The sequence below is a fragment of the Klebsiella terrigena genome (assembly GCF_012029655.1).
Taxonomy (GTDB): domain Bacteria; phylum Pseudomonadota; class Gammaproteobacteria; order Enterobacterales; family Enterobacteriaceae; genus Klebsiella; species Klebsiella terrigena.
Window position 1 is genome coordinate 388157 of record NZ_CP050508.1, and the last position, 19144, is coordinate 407300.

Genomic DNA, 19144 nt, shown 5'->3' on the forward strand with positions numbered 1-19144 from the left:
AAGGAGATGCGGATGAAGCAGTATTTGATTGCCCCTTCGATTCTGTCGGCTGATTTTGCCCGTTTGGGTGAAGATACCGCCAAAGCGTTGGCTGCAGGTGCAGACGTTGTGCACTTTGACGTAATGGACAACCACTACGTGCCGAATCTGACTATCGGCCCAATGGTGCTGAAAGCGCTGCGCGGCTATGGCATCACCGCGCCTATCGACGTGCACCTGATGGTTAAGCCGGTCGACCGCATCATTCCTGATTTTGCCGCCGCGGGCGCCAGCATCATCACCTTCCATCCGGAGGCGTCAGAGCACGTCGATCGCAGCCTGCAGCTCATCAAAGAGCACGGCTGTAAGGCCGGCCTGGTATTCAACCCTGCGACCCCGCTGAGCTACCTTGATTACGTGATGGATAAGCTGGATGTGATCCTGCTGATGTCCGTCAACCCGGGATTCGGCGGCCAGTCTTTCATTCCGCAGACTCTCGACAAACTCCGTGAAGTTCGCCAGCGCATTGATGCCTCCGGCTACGATATTCGCCTCGAAGTCGACGGCGGCGTAAAAGTTAGCAATATCGCGGATATTGCGGCCGCAGGGGCGGATATGTTCGTTGCCGGCTCGGCCATTTTCGACCAGCCGGACTATAAAACAGTCATCGATCAAATGCGCAGTGAATTAGCGAAGGTTAGTCATGGATAAGTTACAGGCTATTCGCGGTATCGCGTTTGACCTCGACGGCACGCTGGTGGACAGCGCGCCGGGTCTGACGGCGGCCGTTGATAGCGCGCTTTACGCTTTAGAACTCCCGATGGCGGGAGAGGATCGCGTTGTCACCTGGATTGGCAACGGCGCGGACGTTCTGATGGAGCGCGCCCTTACCTGGGCACGCCAGGAGCGCGCGACGCTGCGCGCGGCCGGGGGGAAACCTTCCGCCGATCGCGATGATATCCCGCAGGCCGAGCAGCTGGCGCTGCTGCGCAAGCTGTTTGACCGCTACTACGCTGAAGCCGCGGAAGAGGGCAGCTTCCTGTTCCCGGCGGTTGCCGATACGCTGGGCGCTCTGCACGCCAAAGGGCTGCCGCTGGCGCTGGTCACCAACAAGCCGACGCCGTTCGTTGCGCCGATACTGGCCGCGCTGGATATCGCTAAATATTTTACCGTGGTTATCGGCGGTGACGATGTACAGAACAAGAAGCCGCATCCCGAACCGCTGCTGCGGGTTGCGGAAAAGCTGGGGCTGGCTCCCGCTGAGCTGCTGTTTGTCGGCGATTCGCGTAACGATGTCATGGCGGCGAAAGCGGCCGGCTTTGGCTCAGTTGGCCTGACCTACGGCTACAACTACGGTGAGCCGATCGCGCTCAGCGAGCCGGATTACGTCTTTGATCAATTTAACGAACTCTTACCCGCTCTCGGGTTACCGTACAGTGAAACTCAGGAATTAAAAAATGACTAAGCCCATCGTTTTTAGTGGCGCACAGCCCTCAGGTGAATTGACCATTGGCAACTACATGGGTGCGCTGCGTCAGTGGGTGGGCATGCAGGATGACTATCATTGCATCTACTGCATCGTCGATTTGCACGCCATCACCGCGCGTCAGGATCCTGAGAAACTGCGTAAGGCCACGCTGGATACGCTGGCGCTTTACCTTGCATGCGGTATCGATCCTGCGAAAAGCACCATCTTCGTTCAGTCGCACGTGCCGGAGCATGCGCAGCTGGGCTGGGCGCTGAACTGCTACACCTATTTTGGTGAGCTGAGCCGCATGACCCAGTTCAAGGACAAGTCCGCGCGCTACTCGGAAAACATTAACGCCGGCCTGTTTGATTATCCGGTGCTGATGGCGGCAGACATCCTGCTTTATCAGACCAACCAGGTGCCGGTGGGCGAAGACCAGAAGCAGCACCTGGAGCTGAGCCGCGATATCGCGCAGCGCTTCAACGCAATCTACGGCGAAGTGTTCAAGGTTCCTGAGCCGTTTATTCCTAAATCCGGCGCGCGCGTCATGTCGCTGCTTGAGCCGACGAAAAAGATGTCCAAGTCGGACGACAACCGCAACAACGTGATTGGCCTGCTGGAAGACCCGAAATCGGTCGTCAAAAAGATCAAGCGTGCGGTTACGGATTCCGACGAGCCGCCGGTAGTGCGCTACGACCAGCAGAACAAAGCCGGCGTATCTAACCTGCTGGATATTCTCTCCGGCGTGACCGGCCAGAGCATTGTGGAGCTGGAGCAGCACTTCGACGGGAAAATGTACGGTCATCTGAAGGGCGAAGTAGCCGATGCGGTGTCCGGCATGCTGGTTGAGCTGCAGGAGCGCTATAACCGCTTCCGTAACGATGAAGCCTTCCTCAATCAGGTGATGAGAGACGGGGCAGACAAAGCCAGCGCTCGCGCTTCACAAACGCTGAAAGCGGTATACGAAGCCATTGGTTTTGTTGCGAAGCCGTAAGCGGCGGCGATAAAGACCGCACGCACAAAGCTGAAAAAAAGGGCGGGTTAATCCCGCCCTTTTGCTTTTCTGTCGTTGTCGCTACTCGCCCGTTCAGCACGCTGCGGGCAGAGGCGCGGCGAATCTTAGTGGTTAGAGAACCAGTTGAGCCTGTCGCGAAGGCTCACCACGCGGCCGACGATAATCAGCGCCGGGCTCGCCATCTGCTGCGCCAGCACGTCCAGCTGATCCAGGGTGCCGGTCACCACTTTCTGGCTGACGGCCGTACCGTTTTCAACAATAGCCGCCGGCATATCTGCCGCCATGCCGTGGGCAATAAGCTTCTCTCTGATCGCTGGCGCCTGGTTTAAGCCCATATAAAACACCAGCGTCTGCTTTTCTACCGCCAGGTTTTGCCAGTCCAGCTCGACCCCGGTTTTCAGATGCCCGGTGACCAGGCGTACGCCCTGGGCGAAGTCGCGGTGGGTCAGCGGAATACCCGAATAGGCGGAGCATCCGGAGGCGGCGGTGATCCCCGGAACTACCGAGAAGGGAATACCGGCATTGCACAGGGTTTCGAGCTCTTCGCCACCGCGGCCGAAAATGAACGGATCGCCGCCCTTCAGACGCACAACGCGGCGGCCGTTCTGCGCTTCCCGCAGCAGGATCTGGTTAATCTCATCCTGCGGTACGCAGTGGTATCCCGCACGCTTGCCGACGAATACCCGGTCGGCGTCGCGGCGAACCAGATTCATAATATCGTCTGAGACCAGACGATCGTAAACCACGACATCCGCCTGCTGGATCTGCTGCAGCCCTTTCAGGGTCAGCAGGCCGGCATCACCCGGTCCGGCGCCGACCAGCACGACTTCACCGCGGTGATCCAGCGGTTCGTTCAGCAGCTGCTCGGTGGTATCCGCCACCGCCTGCCGGTCTTCGTTGGCTAACGACTGCGCCAGTCGGTCGTTCATAAACAGCTTTTCCCAGAAGCGTCGACGCTCGGCCACCGTGGCAAACTGTTTTTTAACCCGCGCCCGCAGCTGGCCGGCATAGTGCGCCAGCTGGCCTAAATGCAGCGGCAGAACCGACTCCAGCTTTTCGCGCAGCAGCCGCGCCAGCACCGGCGACGTCCCGCCGGAGGAGACGGCGACCATCAGCGGCGAGCGGTCGATAATCGAGGGCATAATAAAGCTGGCCTGCTGCGGCGAATCCACGACGTTGCAGAAGATGCGTCGCGCTTCCGCCGCCTGGCTAACCTGCTGGTTAACGTCGTTGTCGTCAGTAGCGGCGATCGCCAGCCAGCAGCAGTCGAGCAGTGCGGGATTAAAGCTCTCTTTTACCAGCGTCAGCATCTGCTCATCCGCCCACACCTGAAACTGTGGCGAGAATTCGAGGGCGTTAACCGTTAATTTGGCTCCGGCATCGAGCAGCAGCCGCGCCTTACGTTCGGCAACATCCCCGCCGCCGACCAGCAGACAGTCGCGATCGCGCAACTGGCAAAAAATGGGTAAGTGATCCACGGAATATCCTCGCAGCAGGGCAATGAGAGATGGTGAGCCGTCGTAGCATAGCAGCGGAGGAGCGACAAAATATACGACTTTTCCGGTGCTTACCGCTTAGTGGGCATAAGCAGAATGTATGGTTCCCTCTGAGGACCAGAGGGAACCTCGGGACGTCAGGCTTTAAGCTGAACTTTTCCGTCTTTTACCCGCGCGTCAAAATGGGCGATGGAGTGGCTCTCATCTTCCATACAGACGCCGTCACGCAGACGGAAGCGCTGCTTTTTCAACGGGCTGGCGACCCACAGATCGCCTTCGTGTTCGGCAATGATGCCGCGCGAGAGGACGCTGGCGTTAAAGAACGGATCGATGTTGCTGAGCGCAAAAACCCGCTCGTCATGATAAGGGCGGAAGACGGCAACCTGCTGCTGGCCAAGCAGGGCGCAGACGCCGGTTGCCGGCAGGATTTCGTCAATCTTGCAGATGTTTATCCACTGGCTCATACGTTTTCCTCCACCAGAGTCACCGGAATACGCTCATACGGCGTAGCCGGGCGATGCTGTTCACGTTCCGGCACAACCTGAACGTTCGGGTCACGCTGGCTGCTGTTGATAAAGTGCCTGAAGCGGGTCTGCGCTGCCGGGCTGTTGACGGTTTCAGTCCACTCGCAGGCGAAGGCTGCACGCAGGCGGGCCAGCTCCTCTTCCAGGTGTTCGTTCAGACCAAGCTTGTCGTCGATGATGACGCGCTTCAGATAATCGATGCCGCCTTCCATGTTATCCAGCCATGGCGCGGTACGCGTCAGCTTATCGGCGGTGCGGATGTAGAACATCATAAAGCGGTCGAGATACTTGAGCAGCGTTTCACGGTCAAGGTCGGCGGCCAGCAGATCCGCGTGACGAGGCTTCATCCCGCCGTTGCCGCACACGTAGAGGTTCCAGCCTTTTTCGGTGGCGATGATGCCGACGTCTTTACCCTGCGCTTCCGCGCATTCACGCGTACAGCCGGACACGCCAAACTTCATCTTATGCGGCGTACGGATGCCTTTATAGCGGTTCTCCAGCTCGACGCCGAAGCCTACGCTGTCGCCCACGCCGTAGCGGCACCAGGTGCTGCCGACGCAGGTTTTGGCCATACGCAGGGCTTTGGCGTACGCGTGGCCGGTTTCAAAGCCCGCTTCAATCAGCTGACGCCAGATTTCCGGCAGATCGTCTTTCTGAGCGCCAAACATGCCGATACGCTGCGAGCCGGTGATTTTGGTGTAGAGGTTATATTCGCGCGCGATGCGGCCGACGGCCACCAGCCCTTCCGGCGTGATTTCGCCGCCTGCGGAGCGCGGGATAATCGAGTAGGTCCCGTCTTTCTGGATATTGGCGAGGAAGCTATCGTTGGTCTCCTGCAGCGGCGTATGCTCAGGTTTGAGGATGTACTCATTCCAGCAGGAGGCCAGCAGTGAGCCAACGGTAGGTTTACATACTTCGCAGCCGTAGCCCTTGCCGTGTTTTTCCAGCAGCTCATCGAAGGTTTTGATGCCTTCGACGCGGATCAGGTGGAACAGCTCCTGACGCGAGTAGGCGAAGTGCTCGCACAGGTTATGGTTAACTTCGATACCCTGTTTTGCCAGCTCGGCGTTCAGTACCTGGGTTACCAGCGGAATACAGCCGCCGCAGCCGGTACCGGCTTTGGTTTCAGCTTTCAGCGCGGCGACGGTATGGCAGCCCTTATTGATGGCGGAGATCAGCATGCCTTTGGTCACGTCGAAGCAGGAGCAAATTTGCGCGCTGTCCGGCAGCTTATCGACGCCGATAGAAGGCTTGCCGCTGCCGGCATGGGACGGCAGGATCAGCGCGTCCGGGTTTTCCGGCAGTTCGATAGCGTTGAGCACCAGCTGCAGCAGGTTGCCGTAGTCGCTGGTATCGCCGACCAGCACCGCGCCGAGCAGGGTTTTGTTATCTGCGCTGACGATCAGGCGTTTGTAGACTTCTTTGCTCTCATCGAGATAGACGTAGCTGCGTGCGCCAGGCGTGCGGCCATGCGCATCGCCGATGCCGCCAACGTCAACGCCGAGCAGCTTCAGCTTGGCGCTGAGGTCGGCGCCGGTGAAGGCGTTGTCCGTGCCGAGGATATGGTCGACGGTCACCTGGGCCATTTTGTAGCCCGGCGCGACCAGACCATAGACGCGGTTGTTCCAGCTGGCGCATTCGCCGATGGCGTAGATATCCGGATCGGAGGTCTGGCAGGTATCATTCACGACGATACCGCCGCGCTGTGCCACCGCCAGACCGCATTGGGTCGCCAGCTTGTCGCGCGGGCGGATACCGGTGGAGAACACGATGAAATCGACCTGCAGCTCGCTACCGTCGGCAAATTGCATAGTTTTCCGCGCTTCGGTGCCCTGCTGGACGATCTCTTTGGTATTTTTGCTGGTATGAACCTTCACGCCCATACTTTCAATTTTGCGCTTCAGCTGCTCGCCGCCCATATTATCAAGCTGCTCGGCCATCAGCATTGGCGCAAACTCGATAACGTGGGTTTCAACGCCGAGGTTTTTCAGCGCGCCTGCGGCTTCGAGGCCCAGCAGGCCGCCGCCGACGACGGCGCCGCGTTTGCTGCGGCGGGCGCAGGATTCGATAGCGTTGAGATCTTCAATCGTGCGGTAAACGAAGCAGTCCTGAGTTTCCGCGCCTTTAATCGGCGGGATCCACGGATAGGAGCCGGTTGCCATCACCAGTTTGTCGTAAAATACGGTGCGTCCCGCGCTGGAGTGAATGACCTTCTCCTGGCGGTTAATCGTAATCGCGCGCTCGCCGATAAGGACGTTAACGCCGTGCTTCTCGTAAAATCCTTCACGAACCAGCGAAAGTTCTTCCGCGGTATGATGGGAGAAGTAAGATGACAGGTGGACGCGGTCGTAAGCGATACGGGGTTCTTCGCAGAACACGGTAATGTCAAACTCTCCGGCAGGCGCCTTATCAAGAAGCTCTTCGATAAAGCGATGGCCAACCATGCCGTTACCGATAATAGCGATTCTGACTTTGCTCATTTTTGCCTCGATTTCTTTTCTAATACCGCCTACCTTAACGATTCAGCCGGTACACTTATTGATGCAAATCAAATTCAATCCTGCCTACCCCTTAATGGGTATTATCATGATTTATTTAGGTTTTTCTAAGTTGTGGAAAACTCAGGCTTTTCCTTTTTGTTGCTTTTATGTACAAAAATGGCAGGGGAACGCGGGGGCGGGTTGGGTGAAAATTAAGCAATTTTAACGGGAGCCATCAAGATGACAGCAGCACCACTTTGGTTGATTCAGAACGTGCGCCTGCCCGGCCGCGACGGGCTATGGCAGATAGCAATAGATAAAGGCTGCTTTGGCGATATTACCCCGATGGGCGACGCGCGCGGCGAGAGTCTTGAAGTGCTCAACGCCCGCGGTGGGCTGGCCATTCCACCGTTTATTGAACCGCATATTCATCTGGATACGACGCAAACTGCCGGTGAGCCGAGCTGGAATCAATCCGGGACGCTGTTCGAGGGTATTGAGCGTTGGGCGGAGCGCAAGGCGTTGTTGAGCCATGAGGATGTCAAAGCCCGGGCGTGGAAAACCCTGAAGTGGCAAATTGCCAACGGCATACAGTTTGTGCGCACGCATGTCGATGTTTCAGATCCGACGCTGACCGCCTTAAAAGCGATGCTGGAAGTGAAGCAGGAGGTAGCCCCGTGGGTAGATTTGCAGATAGTTGCCTTCCCACAGGAGGGGATTTTATCCTACCCCAATGGGGAGGCCCTGCTGGAAGAGGCGCTGCGCCTTGGTGCCGACGTGGTGGGAGCTATTCCTCACTTCGAGTTTACCCGCGAGTACGGCGTTGAGTCCCTGCATATCGCCTTTCGCCTGGCGCAGAAATATCAGCGTCCGCTGGATATCCACTGCGATGAAATCGATGATGAGCAGTCGCGGTTTGTCGAAACGGTCGCGGCCCTGGCGTTAAAAGAGGGGATTGGCCCGCGGGTTACGGCCAGCCATACCACCGCCATGCACTCCTATAACGGCGCCTATACCTCACGGCTGTTTCGCCTGCTGAAGCTCTCGGGGATCAACTTTGTCGCTAACCCGCTGGTGAATATCCACCTGCAGGGACGCTTCGATGATTACCCCAAGCGGCGCGGTATTACCCGGGTAAAAGAGCTGATGGCCGCAGGGATTAACGTGTGCTTTGGTCACGACGACGTTTTCGATCCGTGGTATCCGCTGGGCACCGGCAATATGCTGCAGGTACTGCATATGGGTCTGCACGTTTGTCAGCTGATGGGCTATCAGCAGATTAACGACGGCCTGAAGCTGATTACCGACAACAGCGCCCGCACCTTTGGTCTGAGCGACTACGGCATCAGCACGGGGAATACCGCCAACCTGATTATTCTGCCTGCGGAAAACGGTTTTGAAGCCGTGCGCTGCCAGGTGCCGGTACGCTGGTCGATTCGTCAGGGACGGGTTATTGCCACCACGCAGCTGGCGCAGACCTGGATACAGACCGATAGAGGCGGGGAGGAGCTGTTCTTTACTCGCAATAGCCCCTCTGCGGATGCAAAGGGGCCAAAGGACTAGCGTGGCTTAGTGTGACCCTGCCTGCGCGCCGTGCTGGCGGTGGCGGGAGACGAAGCCGAGGATAATGCACATCACGAATACCACGGCATAGAGGCCGTTAGCGGTTTGCAGCGCTGCCAGCGGGCCGCTGGCGGCAACGATAGGACCGGTGACCACGAAGGTCAGCATCGTCCCGATGGTGCCGCAGGTGAGCACAAAGTTAACCAGCTTCGGTGAGGAGACTTTGGTCTGCTGCGAACCCAGGGTAATCAGCGAGGTGTAGATAGCGCTGGAGAAGAAGCCAAGGGTCAGGATAAACCACGGCATATGTTCCGGCGAACCGTTAATAAACAGGTACATCAGCACCGTTGCCAGGCCCGCCAGAACGGTAAGAATGCGCTGCAGGTCGAAGAAACGCAGGATGAAGCTGAATGACCACATACCGATCATGTACGACATCCAGAAATCGCTCACCAGCTTACCCGCGTCGCCAAGGCTCATGCCCAGGCCCTTGGCATATTCCGGCACCCAGGAGATAAAGCCCAGCTGGCCAAGGATATAGCACAGCGCGGCGATGGACAGAAACAGTACGCCGATACCCCATTTCTCTTTGACGACCGGCTGGCTGTCCTGCTGCGCTTTTTGACCCAGCACCGGGAATTCACAGCCGAAGGTCAGAACGAAGATGGCGACGTAAACCAGACCAATACAGACATACACCCAGTACCACTCGATGCTGCGCGCCAGCAGATAGGCGGCAACCATCGGGAAAATCATTCCCGCCATGCTGAAGAAGGAGTCGGTAAACAGCAGGCGCGCACCGCGCTGGCGGCCTTCATACATATGGGTTATCAGGAAGGTGCCGATCGACATGGTGATCCCGCTGACCAGACCCAGCACGAACATCGACGCGGAGAACAGCGTCAGGCTGTGGCCAAAGATCAGCCCGATGACCGCCAGTACCATCAGGATAAAGCCAAACCGCAGCTGCGTTTTCAGCGGTACGATTTCCATCAGCCAGGCGTTGAGGAAGATAGAGATCAGGATCCCGGCATTGAGGAAAGTGAAGGTGTTGCTCATACTCGAAACGGGCACATGGAAGTAATCGGCGATATTGCCCATCACCATCCCGGTGACGATCACCAGCGCGCCGGTCAGGGCGTAGGAGAAGAAGCTGATCCATGTGAGCTTGATACGATTGCTGTTAGTCATGACTGGCCTGTGAATAGAAATGTAAAGCGCGTTGACTCTGCGCCAGGGCGGACAGATTTTATTCGTTCGAGTGATGTAAGCAAACGTTTATTATGAAATGTAGATCTTTTTGCACGGATTAGTGTGATGTGGATCTCTTTTATAGATTCAGCGGATCGAAGTGCGCCTCGTTACAACTGTTTCAGCTACGTAAAATTAGGTAAAAGGCTGGCCCAGGATGCAAAGGCTCTTTAGAATCAATGCACTTGCTTTTTTTCTGCTCCGTTAAGGAATCTCGATGCTCAAATCAACTCTGGCGGCGGTGGTTGCCGTTTTCGCTATTTCCGCTTTCTCCCCGGCCATGGCAGCAAAGGGCGATCCTCATGTCTTGCTGACGACTTCTGCGGGAAATATTGAGCTGGAGTTAAATAGCCAGAAAGCACCGATTTCCGTCGATAACTTCCTGAAGTACGTGAACAGCGGCTTCTATAACAACACCACTTTTCACCGCGTGATCCCCGGCTTTATGGTGCAGGGCGGCGGCTTCAGCGAACAGATGCAGCAAAAGCAGCCGAACCCGCCAATCAAGAACGAAGCGGATAACGGCCTGCGTAACACCCGCGGCACCATCGCGATGGCGCGCACCGCCGATCAGGACAGCGCGACCAGCCAGTTCTTCATCAACATCGCCGACAACGCCTTCCTCGATCACGGACAGCGCGATTTTGGCTACGCGGTATTCGGTAAAGTGGTCAAAGGAATGGACGTCGCCGACAAGATTTCCCAGGTCCAGACGCATAACGTTGGGCCGTACCAGAATGTACCGTCCAAACCCGTTGTGATCCTCTCCGCGAAGGTTCTGCCTTAAGCTCTTCCGCGCGCGGGCGGCCCACGCTCGCGCCGTTGTTTCGGCCTTTCTGCGTGACCCGAAATTGCTGCTTATACTTGTGGCACAGGGGACGACAAGAGAGGCGAGCATGCGTTCACTCACCGATAAGCAAAAATCCCGGCTCTGGGAACAGACTCGTAGCGTGAATTTTCAGGCCAGCCGTCGGCTGGAAGGCGCCGCTGTGCCTTTGGTGACGCTAAGCGCCGAAGAAGCGCTGGCACGCCTTGCTGAGCTAAGGGGGCGTCATGAGCAGTAAATTTGGCGATGGCCGCGATCCCTATCTCTACCCCGTACTCGACGTATTGCGCAATCTTCCCGGTATTCGCCAGGCCCGGCGGCTCGAGCAGGTCATGCTGGAGATAACCTCCCTACGTGCGGCGACGATTCCCCTGGGGCCGCGCGGGCGCGGGCTGCCCTATCTCTGCGCGATTCACCATCAGCTCTACCAGGATATTTTTGCCTGGGCCGGACGGTTCAGGGAGATTGATATCTATCAGGGAGATACGCCTTTTTGTCATTTCGCATGGATTGAAAAGGAAGGTAACGCGCTGATGCGGGCTCTGGAAGAGGAGAACTATCTTAGCGGCCTCGACCGCAGCGCTTTTATTACGCGCCTGAGCTGGTACTACGGTGAAATCAATGTGCTACACCCTTTTCGCCTCGGCAGCGGGCTGGCGCAGCGTATTTTCTTTGAGCAGCTGGCCATTCATGCCGGCTTTATTCTCGACTGGCGCGATATCGATCCTGAGGCGTGGAGCCGGGCTAATCAGCTGGGGGCCATGGGCGATCCGCAGCCGCTGGAAGCGATCTTTGCCAAAGTGGTAAGCGAAGCGTGAGAATCTGAGTAGAATAGCCCGGTTTTGTTTTTTCCGGAGCCGCTATGATCCTGCTTATCGACAACTATGATTCTTTCACCTGGAATTTGTACCAGTATTTTTGCGAGCTGGGAGCTGAGGTGCTGGTTAAGCGTAACGATGAGCTGACGCTGGAGGAGATCGCGACGCTGGCGCCGGAGAAAATCGTTATCTCACCCGGGCCCTGCACGCCGGACGAGTCGGGGATCTCCCTGGCCGTCATCGGGCATTATGCCGGGAAGGTGCCGCTGCTGGGCGTCTGCCTGGGGCATCAGGCTATCGCCCAGGTCTTCGGGGCGACCATCGTCCGTGCCGCCAAAGTCATGCACGGAAAAACCTCCCCTATCAGCCACGACGGACGCGGCGTGTTTCAGGGATTAAACAATCCCCTCACCGTGACCCGCTACCACTCTCTGGTCATTGACCCGGATACCCTGCCTGAGTGCTTCGACGTGACGGCCCGCAGCGAGAGCGGAGAGATTATGGCCATTCGCCATCGAGAGTGGGATCTTGAGGGGGTGCAATTTCACCCGGAAAGCATTCTCAGCGAGCAGGGGCATCAGCTGCTGGCAAACTTCCTCAAGCGTTGATTTGTAGTTGCCATTGACTGATTTTTTATGCATATTTTGTGATTATAATATCATAATCATTTTTGCATAACGAAGAAGGATGGCATCACATGGCAACTGAGCAACCGGCAATTACCCGCGCCACGTTCGATGAGGTTATTTTGCCGATTTATGCACCGGCAGAATTTATTCCGGTAAAAGGTAAAGGTAGCCGCGTATGGGATCAGCAGGGCAAAGAGTACGTTGATTTTGCGGGCGGTATTGCCGTCACGGCGCTCGGTCATTGCCATCCGGCGCTGGTTGCGGCGCTGCATGAGCAGGGGGAAACGCTGTGGCATACCAGCAACGTTTTCACCAACGAACCGGCGCTGCGCCTGGGCAGAAAGCTGGTCGATGCCACCTTCGCCGACCGCGTGGTGTTTATGAACTCCGGCACTGAAGCCAACGAAACGGCATTCAAGCTGGCGCGCAACTACACGATCACCCGCCATAGCCCCTATAAAACCAAAATCATCGCCTTCCATAACGCTTTCCACGGTCGTTCGCTGTTTACGGTCTCCGTTGGCGGGCAGCCGAAATATTCTGACGGCTTCGGGCCGAAGCCGGCGGATATCATTCACGTACCGTTCAACGACCTGCACGCGGTGAAGGCGGTCATGGACGATCACACCTGCGCGGTGGTGGTTGAGCCGATTCAGGGCGAAGGCGGCGTGATGGCTGCGACCCCGGAGTTCCTCAAAGGGCTGCGTGAGCTTTGCGATCGGCATCAGGCGTTGCTGGTGTTTGATGAAGTGCAGTGCGGAATGGGGCGTACCGGTTCGCTGTTCGCCTATATGCATTACGGCGTGACGCCGGATATCCTGACCAGCGCGAAAGCGCTCGGCGGCGGTTTCCCGATTAGCGCCATGCTGACCACCCACGATATTGCCAGCGCGTTCCATGCCGGCTCCCACGGTTCAACCTACGGGGGTAATCCGCTCGCCTGCGCCGTCGCCGGTGCGGCGTTTGATTTGATTAATACGCCTGAGGTACTGGACGGCGTCAACGCGAAGCGCGAACGCTTTGTACAGCATCTGCAGCAGATTGACGCCCGCTTCGATCTGTTTAGCGATATTCGCGGTATGGGGCTGTTGATCGGTGCGGAGCTGAAGCCGCAGCATCACGGCCGGGCGCGTGATTTCCTGTATGCCGCGGCGGAAGCGGGGGTTATGGTGCTCAATGCCGGGCCTGACGTGATGCGCTTTGTGCCTTCGCTGGTCATTGACGATAGCGATATTGACGAAGGAATGGCGCGCTTTGCACAGGCGGTACAGCGCGTACTTAGCGCTTAGTTGCGCGTAGCCAGATGCCGTGATGCGGGCGCTGACGCCATGCCACCGATGAGATGGTGTGCATGGTGTTCAGATGATCGAGGATCCGCTGCAGGTGCTGCTCCATGGTGCTCAGCGGGCCGCGGGGCACGTCCGCATCCTGCGACTCCATAATATTCACCTCGCCGGCGCTACCCGGCCCGTCGGTATCCAGCCGCTGCTGACAGCGCTGTAGCGCAATCTCACAGGATTCAAGATAGCGCCGGGCCAGATCCGGCGTCAGCATATTGTGCTCGCGGGCCAGCGTGGTCATGGCGTTGATATGCTCGACAATAAACTGGCTATGGGTGACCCATAGCTTCATATCGTCAAGATATTGCGAGTTAAAGCCGGGCTCCTGCATCGCCTGATTCAGCGAGTTATACAGCGAGTTGTGTGCCTGGTTGACGCGCATCCGCCGATAGGCCAGCGCCGGCGCCTGGTGATCGTCGCTGAGAATAAGGCGGATGGCCTCCTGGTCCGCCTCCAGCGCGTCGTGGGCGTTTTTACGCAGCAGGCCGCTTTGCCACTGTGGCCACAGCCATACCATCCCGCCGAAGGCAATCAGACACCCGATAAGCGTATCGATAAGCCTGGCGACAATAAACTGCTCGCCGTTAAGCGTCAGCAGCTGCAGGGTATAAACCGCCGTGACGGTAAAGCCCACCATCGCCCAGCCGTAGCTCTTGCGAATAATCAGATAGCTCAACAGCGTGATAATTAGCATCGCGGTCAGCGTATAGCCCTCAGGGACGTGAAAGTGCAGCGTCAGTCCGGCAATCACCAGGCCGGCGAGGGTCCCTGCCGCCCGGTGGACGATGCGGACCCGCGTTGCGCCGTAGCCGTTCTGGGTGACGAAAAGCACCGTCATCAGGATCCAGTAGGGTTTGGGCAGGTTTAGCGCACTGCCCATCAGGCTCGCGGCGGTGAGCATCACGCAGATCCGGGCGGCGTTGCGTAAAGCCGGCGATTTGTAAGAGAGATAGTTTTTCAGCGCAGGCAGTAGCGGCAGGCGCCGTTCCTTATCGGCCATCAGGTTACGTGGGTACAGCGGACGCTGGGTGCGCAGCACCCGGGCAAGGCGGCTGAAGTGCCATGCGCAGAATTGCCCGACCGGGTTGTCGGGGTGCTGAGAGGCAATCTTCTCCAGGGCGCCGATCTGCTTATCCATGTTAAAGCGCTGCGGATAGCGGTGGTAGAGGATGTCATCCGCCAGCACCCTTAGCCGCGCGGCGACGGTTTGCGCATTCCAGCGGATTACCGCTTCCGCGTGGCTGCGTTCGACCAGCTTCTGCACCTCTTCCGGCTGATGCAGGCTGACGGAAATATGTTCCTGCAGATCGAGGGCAACCTGAAACGCCCGCAGCAGGCGCTTATGGTCGCTACGCTGATTGGCCGCCAGCATATGCATCTGCTGGTAGCACTGGGTGATCAGGTCGACGACCTTTTGCTGACGGGTCAGCAGCGGAGGCAGCGAGGTTGCCGGGTCGATATGCTGGGTCAGCAGGCTGTATTTGGCTTCACAATAGTTGGCCAGCTCCCGGTAGAGCAGGCTTAGCGATTCGCGCAGCGGCTGCTCGCGCCACAGCCAAAACCAGAACCAGTTGAATAGCCCGTACCACAGCGTGCCAAGCGCGTAGATCAGCAGCGGTTCCCAGATCGGCATATTGCCGGCGAGGCTCAGAGTAAAGATGGCGGCAATCAGCGAGGCGGGCAGCAGCCTCGCGTGCAGCGAGCTGATTTCTGCCGTGACGCCAAGGAGCAGGGTCAGGCCGCTGAGAATTAAAGGGAGCGGGATATCGTGCTGGAGAAGGAGCTGAACGATCAGGCTGCAGCCGGCAAAGAGCGAGCCGCCAATAATCAGGCGTTTAAAGAAGCGCTTATGCGGTGTATCAAGACCGGCGACGTTGCAGCATGCGGGAACCAGCGAGAACAGCAGACCCTGCTGCAGATGGCCGAGAAGGAGGCCTATTGCGACCGGCAAACACAGCACCAGCGTTTGCCGCAGTGCGTAGTTGACTTCCGGGTGGTAAATCAGCCTGCGCCACATAGAGGGAAAACAAAAACGGCGTGTTGCAGGAGCAACACGCCGTTTTATCAGCTTAACGCGTGCCGTAGACGACGATAGTTTTACCGTGTGCGGAGATCAGATTTTGATCTTCCAGCATCTTCAGAATACGGCCAACGGTTTCACGTGAACAGCCGACGATCTGACCGATTTCCTGACGGGTAATTTTGATTTGCATACCGTCCGGGTGGGTCATGGCGTCAGGTTGTTTTGCCAGGTTCAGCAACGTCTGGGCGATACGGCCGGTGACGTCGAGGAAGGCAAGGTTACCGACTTTCTCAGAGGTAACCTGCAGACGGCGGGCCATCTGCGACGAGAGACGCATCAGAATATCCGGGTTAACCTGGATTAGCTGACGGAATTTTTTATAGGAGATTTCGGCCACTTCACATGCGGTTTTCGCACGTACCCAGGCGCTACGCTCCTGGCCTTCTTCAAACAAGCCTAATTCACCGATGAAATCGCCCTGGTTGAGGTAAGAGAGAATCATCTCTTTACCTTCTTCATCCTTGATGAGCACAGCCACAGAGCCTTTGACGATGTAGTACAACGTTTCTGCTTTTTCACCCTGGTGGATCAGCGTGCTTTTAGATGGGTACTTATGAATGTGGCAATGAGACAAGAACCATTCGAGGGTAGGGTCTGTTTGCGGTTTGCCAAGCACCATGCGCGGTTATCCTCTGTTATAAGCTATCTCCGGGTGCCGACACTACACGGCATCCGGGCATGCAATCGTATTGTTTCCCTATGCCTGGGAAGCTGGCTGGTGATTTTTCTTCAGCCTGTAATGTGAATTCCTCTGCATACATGCAGTACATCAATGTAATACTGTAGCATCCTGACTGTTTTAGCATAGCTTTTGCCGCGTGTCTCCTGGTGTCTCGCTTCAGCATGATGCAGGTCGCCTTCCGTTGCGAGATTTGTTATGTACGTGTAATCTGTCAGGAAAATTGCAACCTTGGAGTTAAATTTTATGCAAGCTCGTGTGAAATGGGTGGAAGGGTTAACCTTCATCGGTGAGTCGGCTTCCGGCCACCAGATTTTGATGGACGGTAACTCCGGGGATAAAGCGCCGAGTCCGATGGAAATGGTGCTGATGGCCGCCGGCGGCTGTAGCGCCATCGACGTGGTCTCAATTTTGCAGAAAGGACGTCACGATGTGACCAACTGTGAGGTGAAGCTGACCTCAGAGCGTCGGGAAGAGGCGCCGCGCCTGTTTACCCACATCAACCTGCACTTTATCGTGACCGGCCGCGAGCTGAAGGATGCGGTCGTTTCGCGAGCGGTAGACCTGTCGGCGGAGAAATACTGCTCGGTGGCGCTGATGCTGCAAAAAGCGGTAAATATCACGCATTCGTACGAAGTTATCGAGGGCTAAGCCGGAAGGCCAGCCCGTGGCCCCGGTTTGCGTCGTGCAGCCGGGGTGTTTACCGGCTTAACCGATCTTTTTCCCTGCCATCAGCCGTTCAACCAGCGGCGCCATGATCAGCTCCATCGCCAGCCCCATTTTGCCGCCCGGTACCACCAGCGTATTGATATGCGAGATAAACGACCCTTGCAGCATCGCCAGCAGCCACGGGAAGTCGATATCCTGCAGGTTGCGGAAGTGGATCACCACAAAGCTTTCATCCAGCGAGGGAATACCTTTAGCGGCGAAGGGGTTCGACGTATCAACGGTGGGAACCCGCTGGAAGTTGATATGGGTACGCGAGAACTGCGGGGTGATGAAGTTAATATAATCTTCCATTGAGCGGACGACCGAATCCATCACCGCTTCGCGAGAGTGCCCGCGCTCGCTGGTATCGCGGATGAGCTTCTGGATCCACTCCAGGTTGACGATGGGCACGACGCCCACCAGCAGGTCGACATTGTGCGCCACGTTGTGCTGCGGGGTGACAACGCCGCCGTGTAGCCCTTCGTAAAACAGGACGTCGGTCGGCTCCGGCAGCGGCTGCCAGGGCGTGAAGGTGCCCGGTACCTGATTCCACGGCACGGCCTCGTCATAGGTATGCAGATATTTTCTCGACTGGCCGGTTCCGCTGCGTCCGTACTCGAGGAAGGTGTTTTCCAGCAGGCCGAAGTCGTTTGCTTCCGGGCCAAAATAGCTGATGTGCTTCCCCTGATCCCGCGCTTTGCGGATCGCCATGTCCATTTCCGGGCGGGTGTAGCGATGGAAGCTATCGCCCTCGACTTCGGCGGCACGCAGGTTCAGCTGGGCGAAGATTTTGCGAAAGGCGAGGCTGGTGGTGGTGGTTCCCGCGCCGCTGGAGCCCGTGACGGCAATCACCGGATGTTTGGCAGACATATCAACTCCCAGATTAAACGATGGTGTGGCGCCGCCTTAGCCGTGGAACTGCTTGCGGGGCATGATGTTGACCGTCTCGTGCAGCTCTGACCACACCAGTACGGCTTCTCCGCTTTTCAGCTGCTGTTTTACATCGGCGACCTTATCGGCCAGCGAGCGTTCATGTTCACCATAATCGGTGCCTTCGCGCAACACAAAGGTTTCAATCAGGTTATCCAGCGTTTCGGGATCCAGATCCTGCCAGGGAATAATCATTTTTTTCCTTCCAGCCAGCGCGTTAGCCAGTCCGGGATCCGTCTTTCCAGCCACATCTCAGGCCTGCGCAGCGTGCCGCCGACAAACCCGACGTGCCCGCCCTGTTCGGTCAGCTGGTACTCGACGTTGGCCGGTAGCTGCTCCTGCGGCGGAATGGAATGATGGTCCATGAACGGATCGTCTTTCGCGTGAATGATCAGCGTGGGTTTCGTGATATCGCTCAGACGCGGCATCGCGCTGCACTGGCGATAGTAGTCCAGCGCATCGGCAAAGCCGTGAATTTTGGCGGTGATGGTATCGTCAAACTCGCGAATGCGCCGCATGCCTTTGAGCTGGCGTAAATCAACCGGCAGAGAGCCCGGGTAGGCTTTCAGCTTGCGCGCGGCGTTCGCTTTTAACAGGTTCAGCAGATAGCGCTGGTAGACGCGGGAGAAGCCTTTATCCATATGGTAGCTGCAGGCCTCCAGCATGAACGGGGCCGACACGATGACCGCCGCGTCGAGCGGGACGCTGTCGCCCTCGTTTGCCAGCAGGCAGCCGAGCATATTGCCGCCCAGCGAATAGCCTACGGCGGCCGTGGGCGCGGGACCAAATTCGCGCTGCAGCCAGCGCAGGAACCAGGTGCCGTCTTCCGTCTCTCCGGAGTGGTAGATGCGGTTATTACGGTTAGGCTCGCCGCTACAGCCGCGGAAATGCATCACCACGCCGAGCCAGCCGCGCTGCATTGCCGCGTGGATCAGGCCGTGAGCGTAAGGGCTGTGCAGGCTTCCTTCCAGACCGTGAAAAACCACCAGCCGCGGCTTATGGCGGGCTGATTCGGGATCTTCGCTCCAGGCCAAATCGATAAAATCACCGTCGGGGAGTTCAAGGCGCTGCCAGTGTGGAGTAAAGCCCAGTTTGCGGCGGATCAGTCGCGGCAGCATGGTTTGCAGATGACGATTGCCCACGCCGCGCATTGGGTGAAACTCGCGCGAGTCGTCTTCGGGGGGCGTCATTTCTGTAGGGGTGATTTCAACCATAGCACCAGAGCAATTAATAAACTTATAAACACTATACCGCGCATGAAGTGCGCAGGTTAGCCAATATGTGATCTTATGGCCAGCTGGTGGAGATTACGCGAAAAAGAGCGGGCGCTATAGGGCCTTTTGTGGCATGAAGAG

At 57.4% G+C, this 19144-nt stretch carries 19 protein-coding genes; 10 read left to right on the plus strand and 9 right to left on the minus strand.

Going from position 1 to position 19144, the window contains the following annotated elements; all coding sequences use genetic code 11:
• The first annotated feature begins 12 nt into the window (after positions 1-12).
• The 3 genes from rpe to trpS are packed head-to-tail and all read left to right on the plus strand — an operon-like array spanning position 13 to position 2441.
• Positions 13-690 carry a ribulose-phosphate 3-epimerase gene (rpe, locus tag HCK03_RS01740; protein WP_041142999.1) on the plus strand — a complete coding sequence of 226 codons (678 nt, stop codon included), beginning with the start codon at positions 13-15 and terminating at the stop codon, positions 688-690.
• Positions 683-1444 carry a phosphoglycolate phosphatase gene (gph, locus tag HCK03_RS01745; RefSeq protein WP_123552450.1) on the plus strand — a complete coding sequence of 254 codons (762 nt, stop codon included), beginning with the start codon at positions 683-685 and terminating at the stop codon, positions 1442-1444. Before rpe ends, gph begins: the two co-directional genes overlap by 8 nt.
• On the plus strand, positions 1437-2441 hold the full coding sequence (gene trpS, locus HCK03_RS01750; RefSeq protein ID WP_041142997.1) for a tryptophan--tRNA ligase: 1005 nt from the start codon (positions 1437-1439) through the stop codon (positions 2439-2441). The genes gph and trpS overlap by 8 nt, the downstream gene beginning before the upstream one ends.
• Positions 2442-2566: 125 nt before the next feature.
• On the opposite strand, the gene cysG is transcribed toward trpS, so the two are convergent.
• From cysG to nirB, 3 genes are all read right to left on the minus strand, one after another.
• Positions 2567-3940 carry a siroheme synthase CysG gene (gene cysG, locus HCK03_RS01755; RefSeq protein WP_115191754.1) on the minus strand — a complete coding sequence of 458 codons (1374 nt, stop codon included), beginning with the start codon at positions 3938-3940 and terminating at the stop codon, positions 2567-2569.
• Positions 3941-4095: 155 nt separating this feature from the next.
• A complete protein-coding gene (nirD, locus tag HCK03_RS01760) occupies positions 4096-4422 on the minus strand; it encodes a nitrite reductase small subunit NirD (protein ID WP_041142995.1) in 327 nt (108 codons plus the stop codon).
• Entirely contained in the window at positions 4419-6962 is a 2544-nt protein-coding gene (gene nirB, locus HCK03_RS01765; protein WP_041142994.1) for a nitrite reductase large subunit NirB, read from the minus strand. Before nirB ends, nirD begins: the two co-directional genes overlap by 4 nt.
• Positions 6963-7202: 240 nt before the next feature.
• Between nirB and HCK03_RS01770 the strand changes: the two genes are divergently transcribed.
• Positions 7203-8525, plus strand: coding sequence for a cytosine deaminase (locus HCK03_RS01770; RefSeq protein ID WP_123552447.1), 1323 nt, complete (start codon positions 7203-7205; stop codon positions 8523-8525).
• Positions 8526-8531: 6 nt separating this feature from the next.
• Here HCK03_RS01770 and tsgA read toward each other — a convergent pair whose 3' ends face one another.
• Positions 8532-9716, minus strand: a complete 1185-nt coding sequence (gene tsgA, locus HCK03_RS01775) for an MFS transporter TsgA (RefSeq protein WP_076946134.1) — start codon at positions 9714-9716, stop codon at positions 8532-8534.
• 277 nt (positions 9717-9993) lie between these two features.
• Between tsgA and ppiA the strand changes: the two genes are divergently transcribed.
• The 5 genes from ppiA (at position 9994) to argD (ending at position 13338) form a co-directional block, all read left to right on the plus strand.
• Complete coding sequence (gene ppiA / locus HCK03_RS01780) at positions 9994-10563, plus strand: peptidylprolyl isomerase A (protein WP_045854052.1); 570 nt, start codon at positions 9994-9996, stop codon at positions 10561-10563.
• Positions 10564-10672: 109 nt separating this feature from the next.
• Positions 10673-10840 (plus strand): YhfG family protein, encoded by a 168-nt coding sequence (locus HCK03_RS01785; RefSeq protein ID WP_148250753.1) that lies wholly within the window; start codon positions 10673-10675, stop codon positions 10838-10840.
• Complete coding sequence (locus HCK03_RS01790) at positions 10830-11420, plus strand: putative adenosine monophosphate-protein transferase Fic (protein ID WP_041142990.1); 591 nt, start codon at positions 10830-10832, stop codon at positions 11418-11420. The genes HCK03_RS01785 and HCK03_RS01790 overlap by 11 nt, the downstream gene beginning before the upstream one ends.
• 44 nt (positions 11421-11464) lie before the next feature.
• Positions 11465-12028, plus strand: coding sequence for an aminodeoxychorismate synthase component 2 (pabA, locus tag HCK03_RS01795; RefSeq protein ID WP_123552445.1), 564 nt, complete (start codon positions 11465-11467; stop codon positions 12026-12028).
• 89 nt (positions 12029-12117) lie between these two features.
• Entirely contained in the window at positions 12118-13338 is a 1221-nt protein-coding gene (gene argD, locus HCK03_RS01800) for a bifunctional acetylornithine/succinyldiaminopimelate transaminase (RefSeq protein ID WP_041142988.1), read from the plus strand.
• Here the strand turns inward: argD and HCK03_RS01805 are convergent.
• Positions 13328-15406 carry a YccS/YhfK family putative transporter gene (locus tag HCK03_RS01805; protein ID WP_148250757.1) on the minus strand — a complete coding sequence of 693 codons (2079 nt, stop codon included), beginning with the start codon at positions 15404-15406 and terminating at the stop codon, positions 13328-13330. The two genes, argD and HCK03_RS01805, sit on opposite strands and share 11 nt — an antisense overlap.
• A gap of 52 nt (positions 15407-15458) precedes the next feature.
• Complete coding sequence (crp, locus tag HCK03_RS01810) at positions 15459-16091, minus strand: cAMP-activated global transcriptional regulator CRP (protein ID WP_000242758.1); 633 nt, start codon at positions 16089-16091, stop codon at positions 15459-15461.
• A gap of 306 nt (positions 16092-16397) precedes the next feature.
• Between crp and HCK03_RS01815 the strand changes: the two genes are divergently transcribed.
• Positions 16398-16802, plus strand: a complete 405-nt coding sequence (locus HCK03_RS01815; protein WP_041142986.1) for an OsmC family protein — start codon at positions 16398-16400, stop codon at positions 16800-16802.
• 57 nt (positions 16803-16859) lie between these two features.
• Here HCK03_RS01815 and HCK03_RS01820 read toward each other — a convergent pair whose 3' ends face one another.
• Genes HCK03_RS01820 through HCK03_RS01830 form a run of 3 tightly spaced genes read right to left on the minus strand, consistent with a single transcriptional unit; the run spans position 16860 to position 19003 of the window.
• Positions 16860-17729: a phosphoribulokinase gene (locus tag HCK03_RS01820; protein ID WP_041142985.1), complete on the minus strand. Its 870-nt coding sequence runs from the start codon at positions 17727-17729 to the stop codon at positions 16860-16862.
• Positions 17730-17765: 36 nt separating this feature from the next.
• Entirely contained in the window at positions 17766-17984 is a 219-nt protein-coding gene (locus tag HCK03_RS01825) for a YheU family protein (RefSeq protein WP_041142984.1), read from the minus strand.
• A complete protein-coding gene (locus HCK03_RS01830; protein ID WP_041142983.1) occupies positions 17981-19003 on the minus strand; it encodes a hydrolase in 1023 nt (340 codons plus the stop codon). The genes HCK03_RS01825 and HCK03_RS01830 overlap by 4 nt, the downstream gene beginning before the upstream one ends.
• Positions 19004-19144 lie beyond the last annotated feature (141 nt).

Bases quoted from the DNA above. Each gene is read 5' to 3' on its own strand.
- rpe (WP_041142999.1), top strand. From the start codon at position 13: ATGAAGCAGTATTTGATTGCCCCTTCGATTCTGTCGGCTGATTTTGCC.
- gph (WP_123552450.1), top strand. From the start codon at position 683: ATGGATAAGTTACAGGCTATTCGCGGTATCGCGTTTGACCTCGACGGC.
- trpS (WP_041142997.1), top strand. From the start codon at position 1,437: ATGACTAAGCCCATCGTTTTTAGTGGCGCACAGCCCTCAGGTGAATTG.
- nirD (WP_041142995.1), bottom strand. From the start codon at position 4,422: ATGAGCCAGTGGATAAACATCTGCAAGATTGACGAAATCCTGCCGGCA.
- nirB (WP_041142994.1), bottom strand. From the start codon at position 6,962: ATGAGCAAAGTCAGAATCGCTATTATCGGTAACGGCATGGTTGGCCAT.
- HCK03_RS01770 (WP_123552447.1), top strand. From the start codon at position 7,203: ATGACAGCAGCACCACTTTGGTTGATTCAGAACGTGCGCCTGCCCGGC.
- tsgA (WP_076946134.1), bottom strand. From the start codon at position 9,716: ATGACTAACAGCAATCGTATCAAGCTCACATGGATCAGCTTCTTCTCC.
- ppiA (WP_045854052.1), top strand. From the start codon at position 9,994: ATGCTCAAATCAACTCTGGCGGCGGTGGTTGCCGTTTTCGCTATTTCC.
- HCK03_RS01785 (WP_148250753.1), top strand. From the start codon at position 10,673: ATGCGTTCACTCACCGATAAGCAAAAATCCCGGCTCTGGGAACAGACT.
- HCK03_RS01790 (WP_041142990.1), top strand. From the start codon at position 10,830: ATGAGCAGTAAATTTGGCGATGGCCGCGATCCCTATCTCTACCCCGTA.
- pabA (WP_123552445.1), top strand. From the start codon at position 11,465: ATGATCCTGCTTATCGACAACTATGATTCTTTCACCTGGAATTTGTAC.
- argD (WP_041142988.1), top strand. From the start codon at position 12,118: ATGGCAACTGAGCAACCGGCAATTACCCGCGCCACGTTCGATGAGGTT.
- HCK03_RS01805 (WP_148250757.1), bottom strand. From the start codon at position 15,406: ATGTGGCGCAGGCTGATTTACCACCCGGAAGTCAACTACGCACTGCGG.
- crp (WP_000242758.1), bottom strand. From the start codon at position 16,091: ATGGTGCTTGGCAAACCGCAAACAGACCCTACCCTCGAATGGTTCTTG.
- HCK03_RS01815 (WP_041142986.1), top strand. From the start codon at position 16,398: ATGCAAGCTCGTGTGAAATGGGTGGAAGGGTTAACCTTCATCGGTGAG.
- HCK03_RS01820 (WP_041142985.1), bottom strand. From the start codon at position 17,729: ATGTCTGCCAAACATCCGGTGATTGCCGTCACGGGCTCCAGCGGCGCG.
- HCK03_RS01825 (WP_041142984.1), bottom strand. From the start codon at position 17,984: ATGATTATTCCCTGGCAGGATCTGGATCCCGAAACGCTGGATAACCTG.
- HCK03_RS01830 (WP_041142983.1), bottom strand. From the start codon at position 19,003: ATGGTTGAAATCACCCCTACAGAAATGACGCCCCCCGAAGACGACTCG.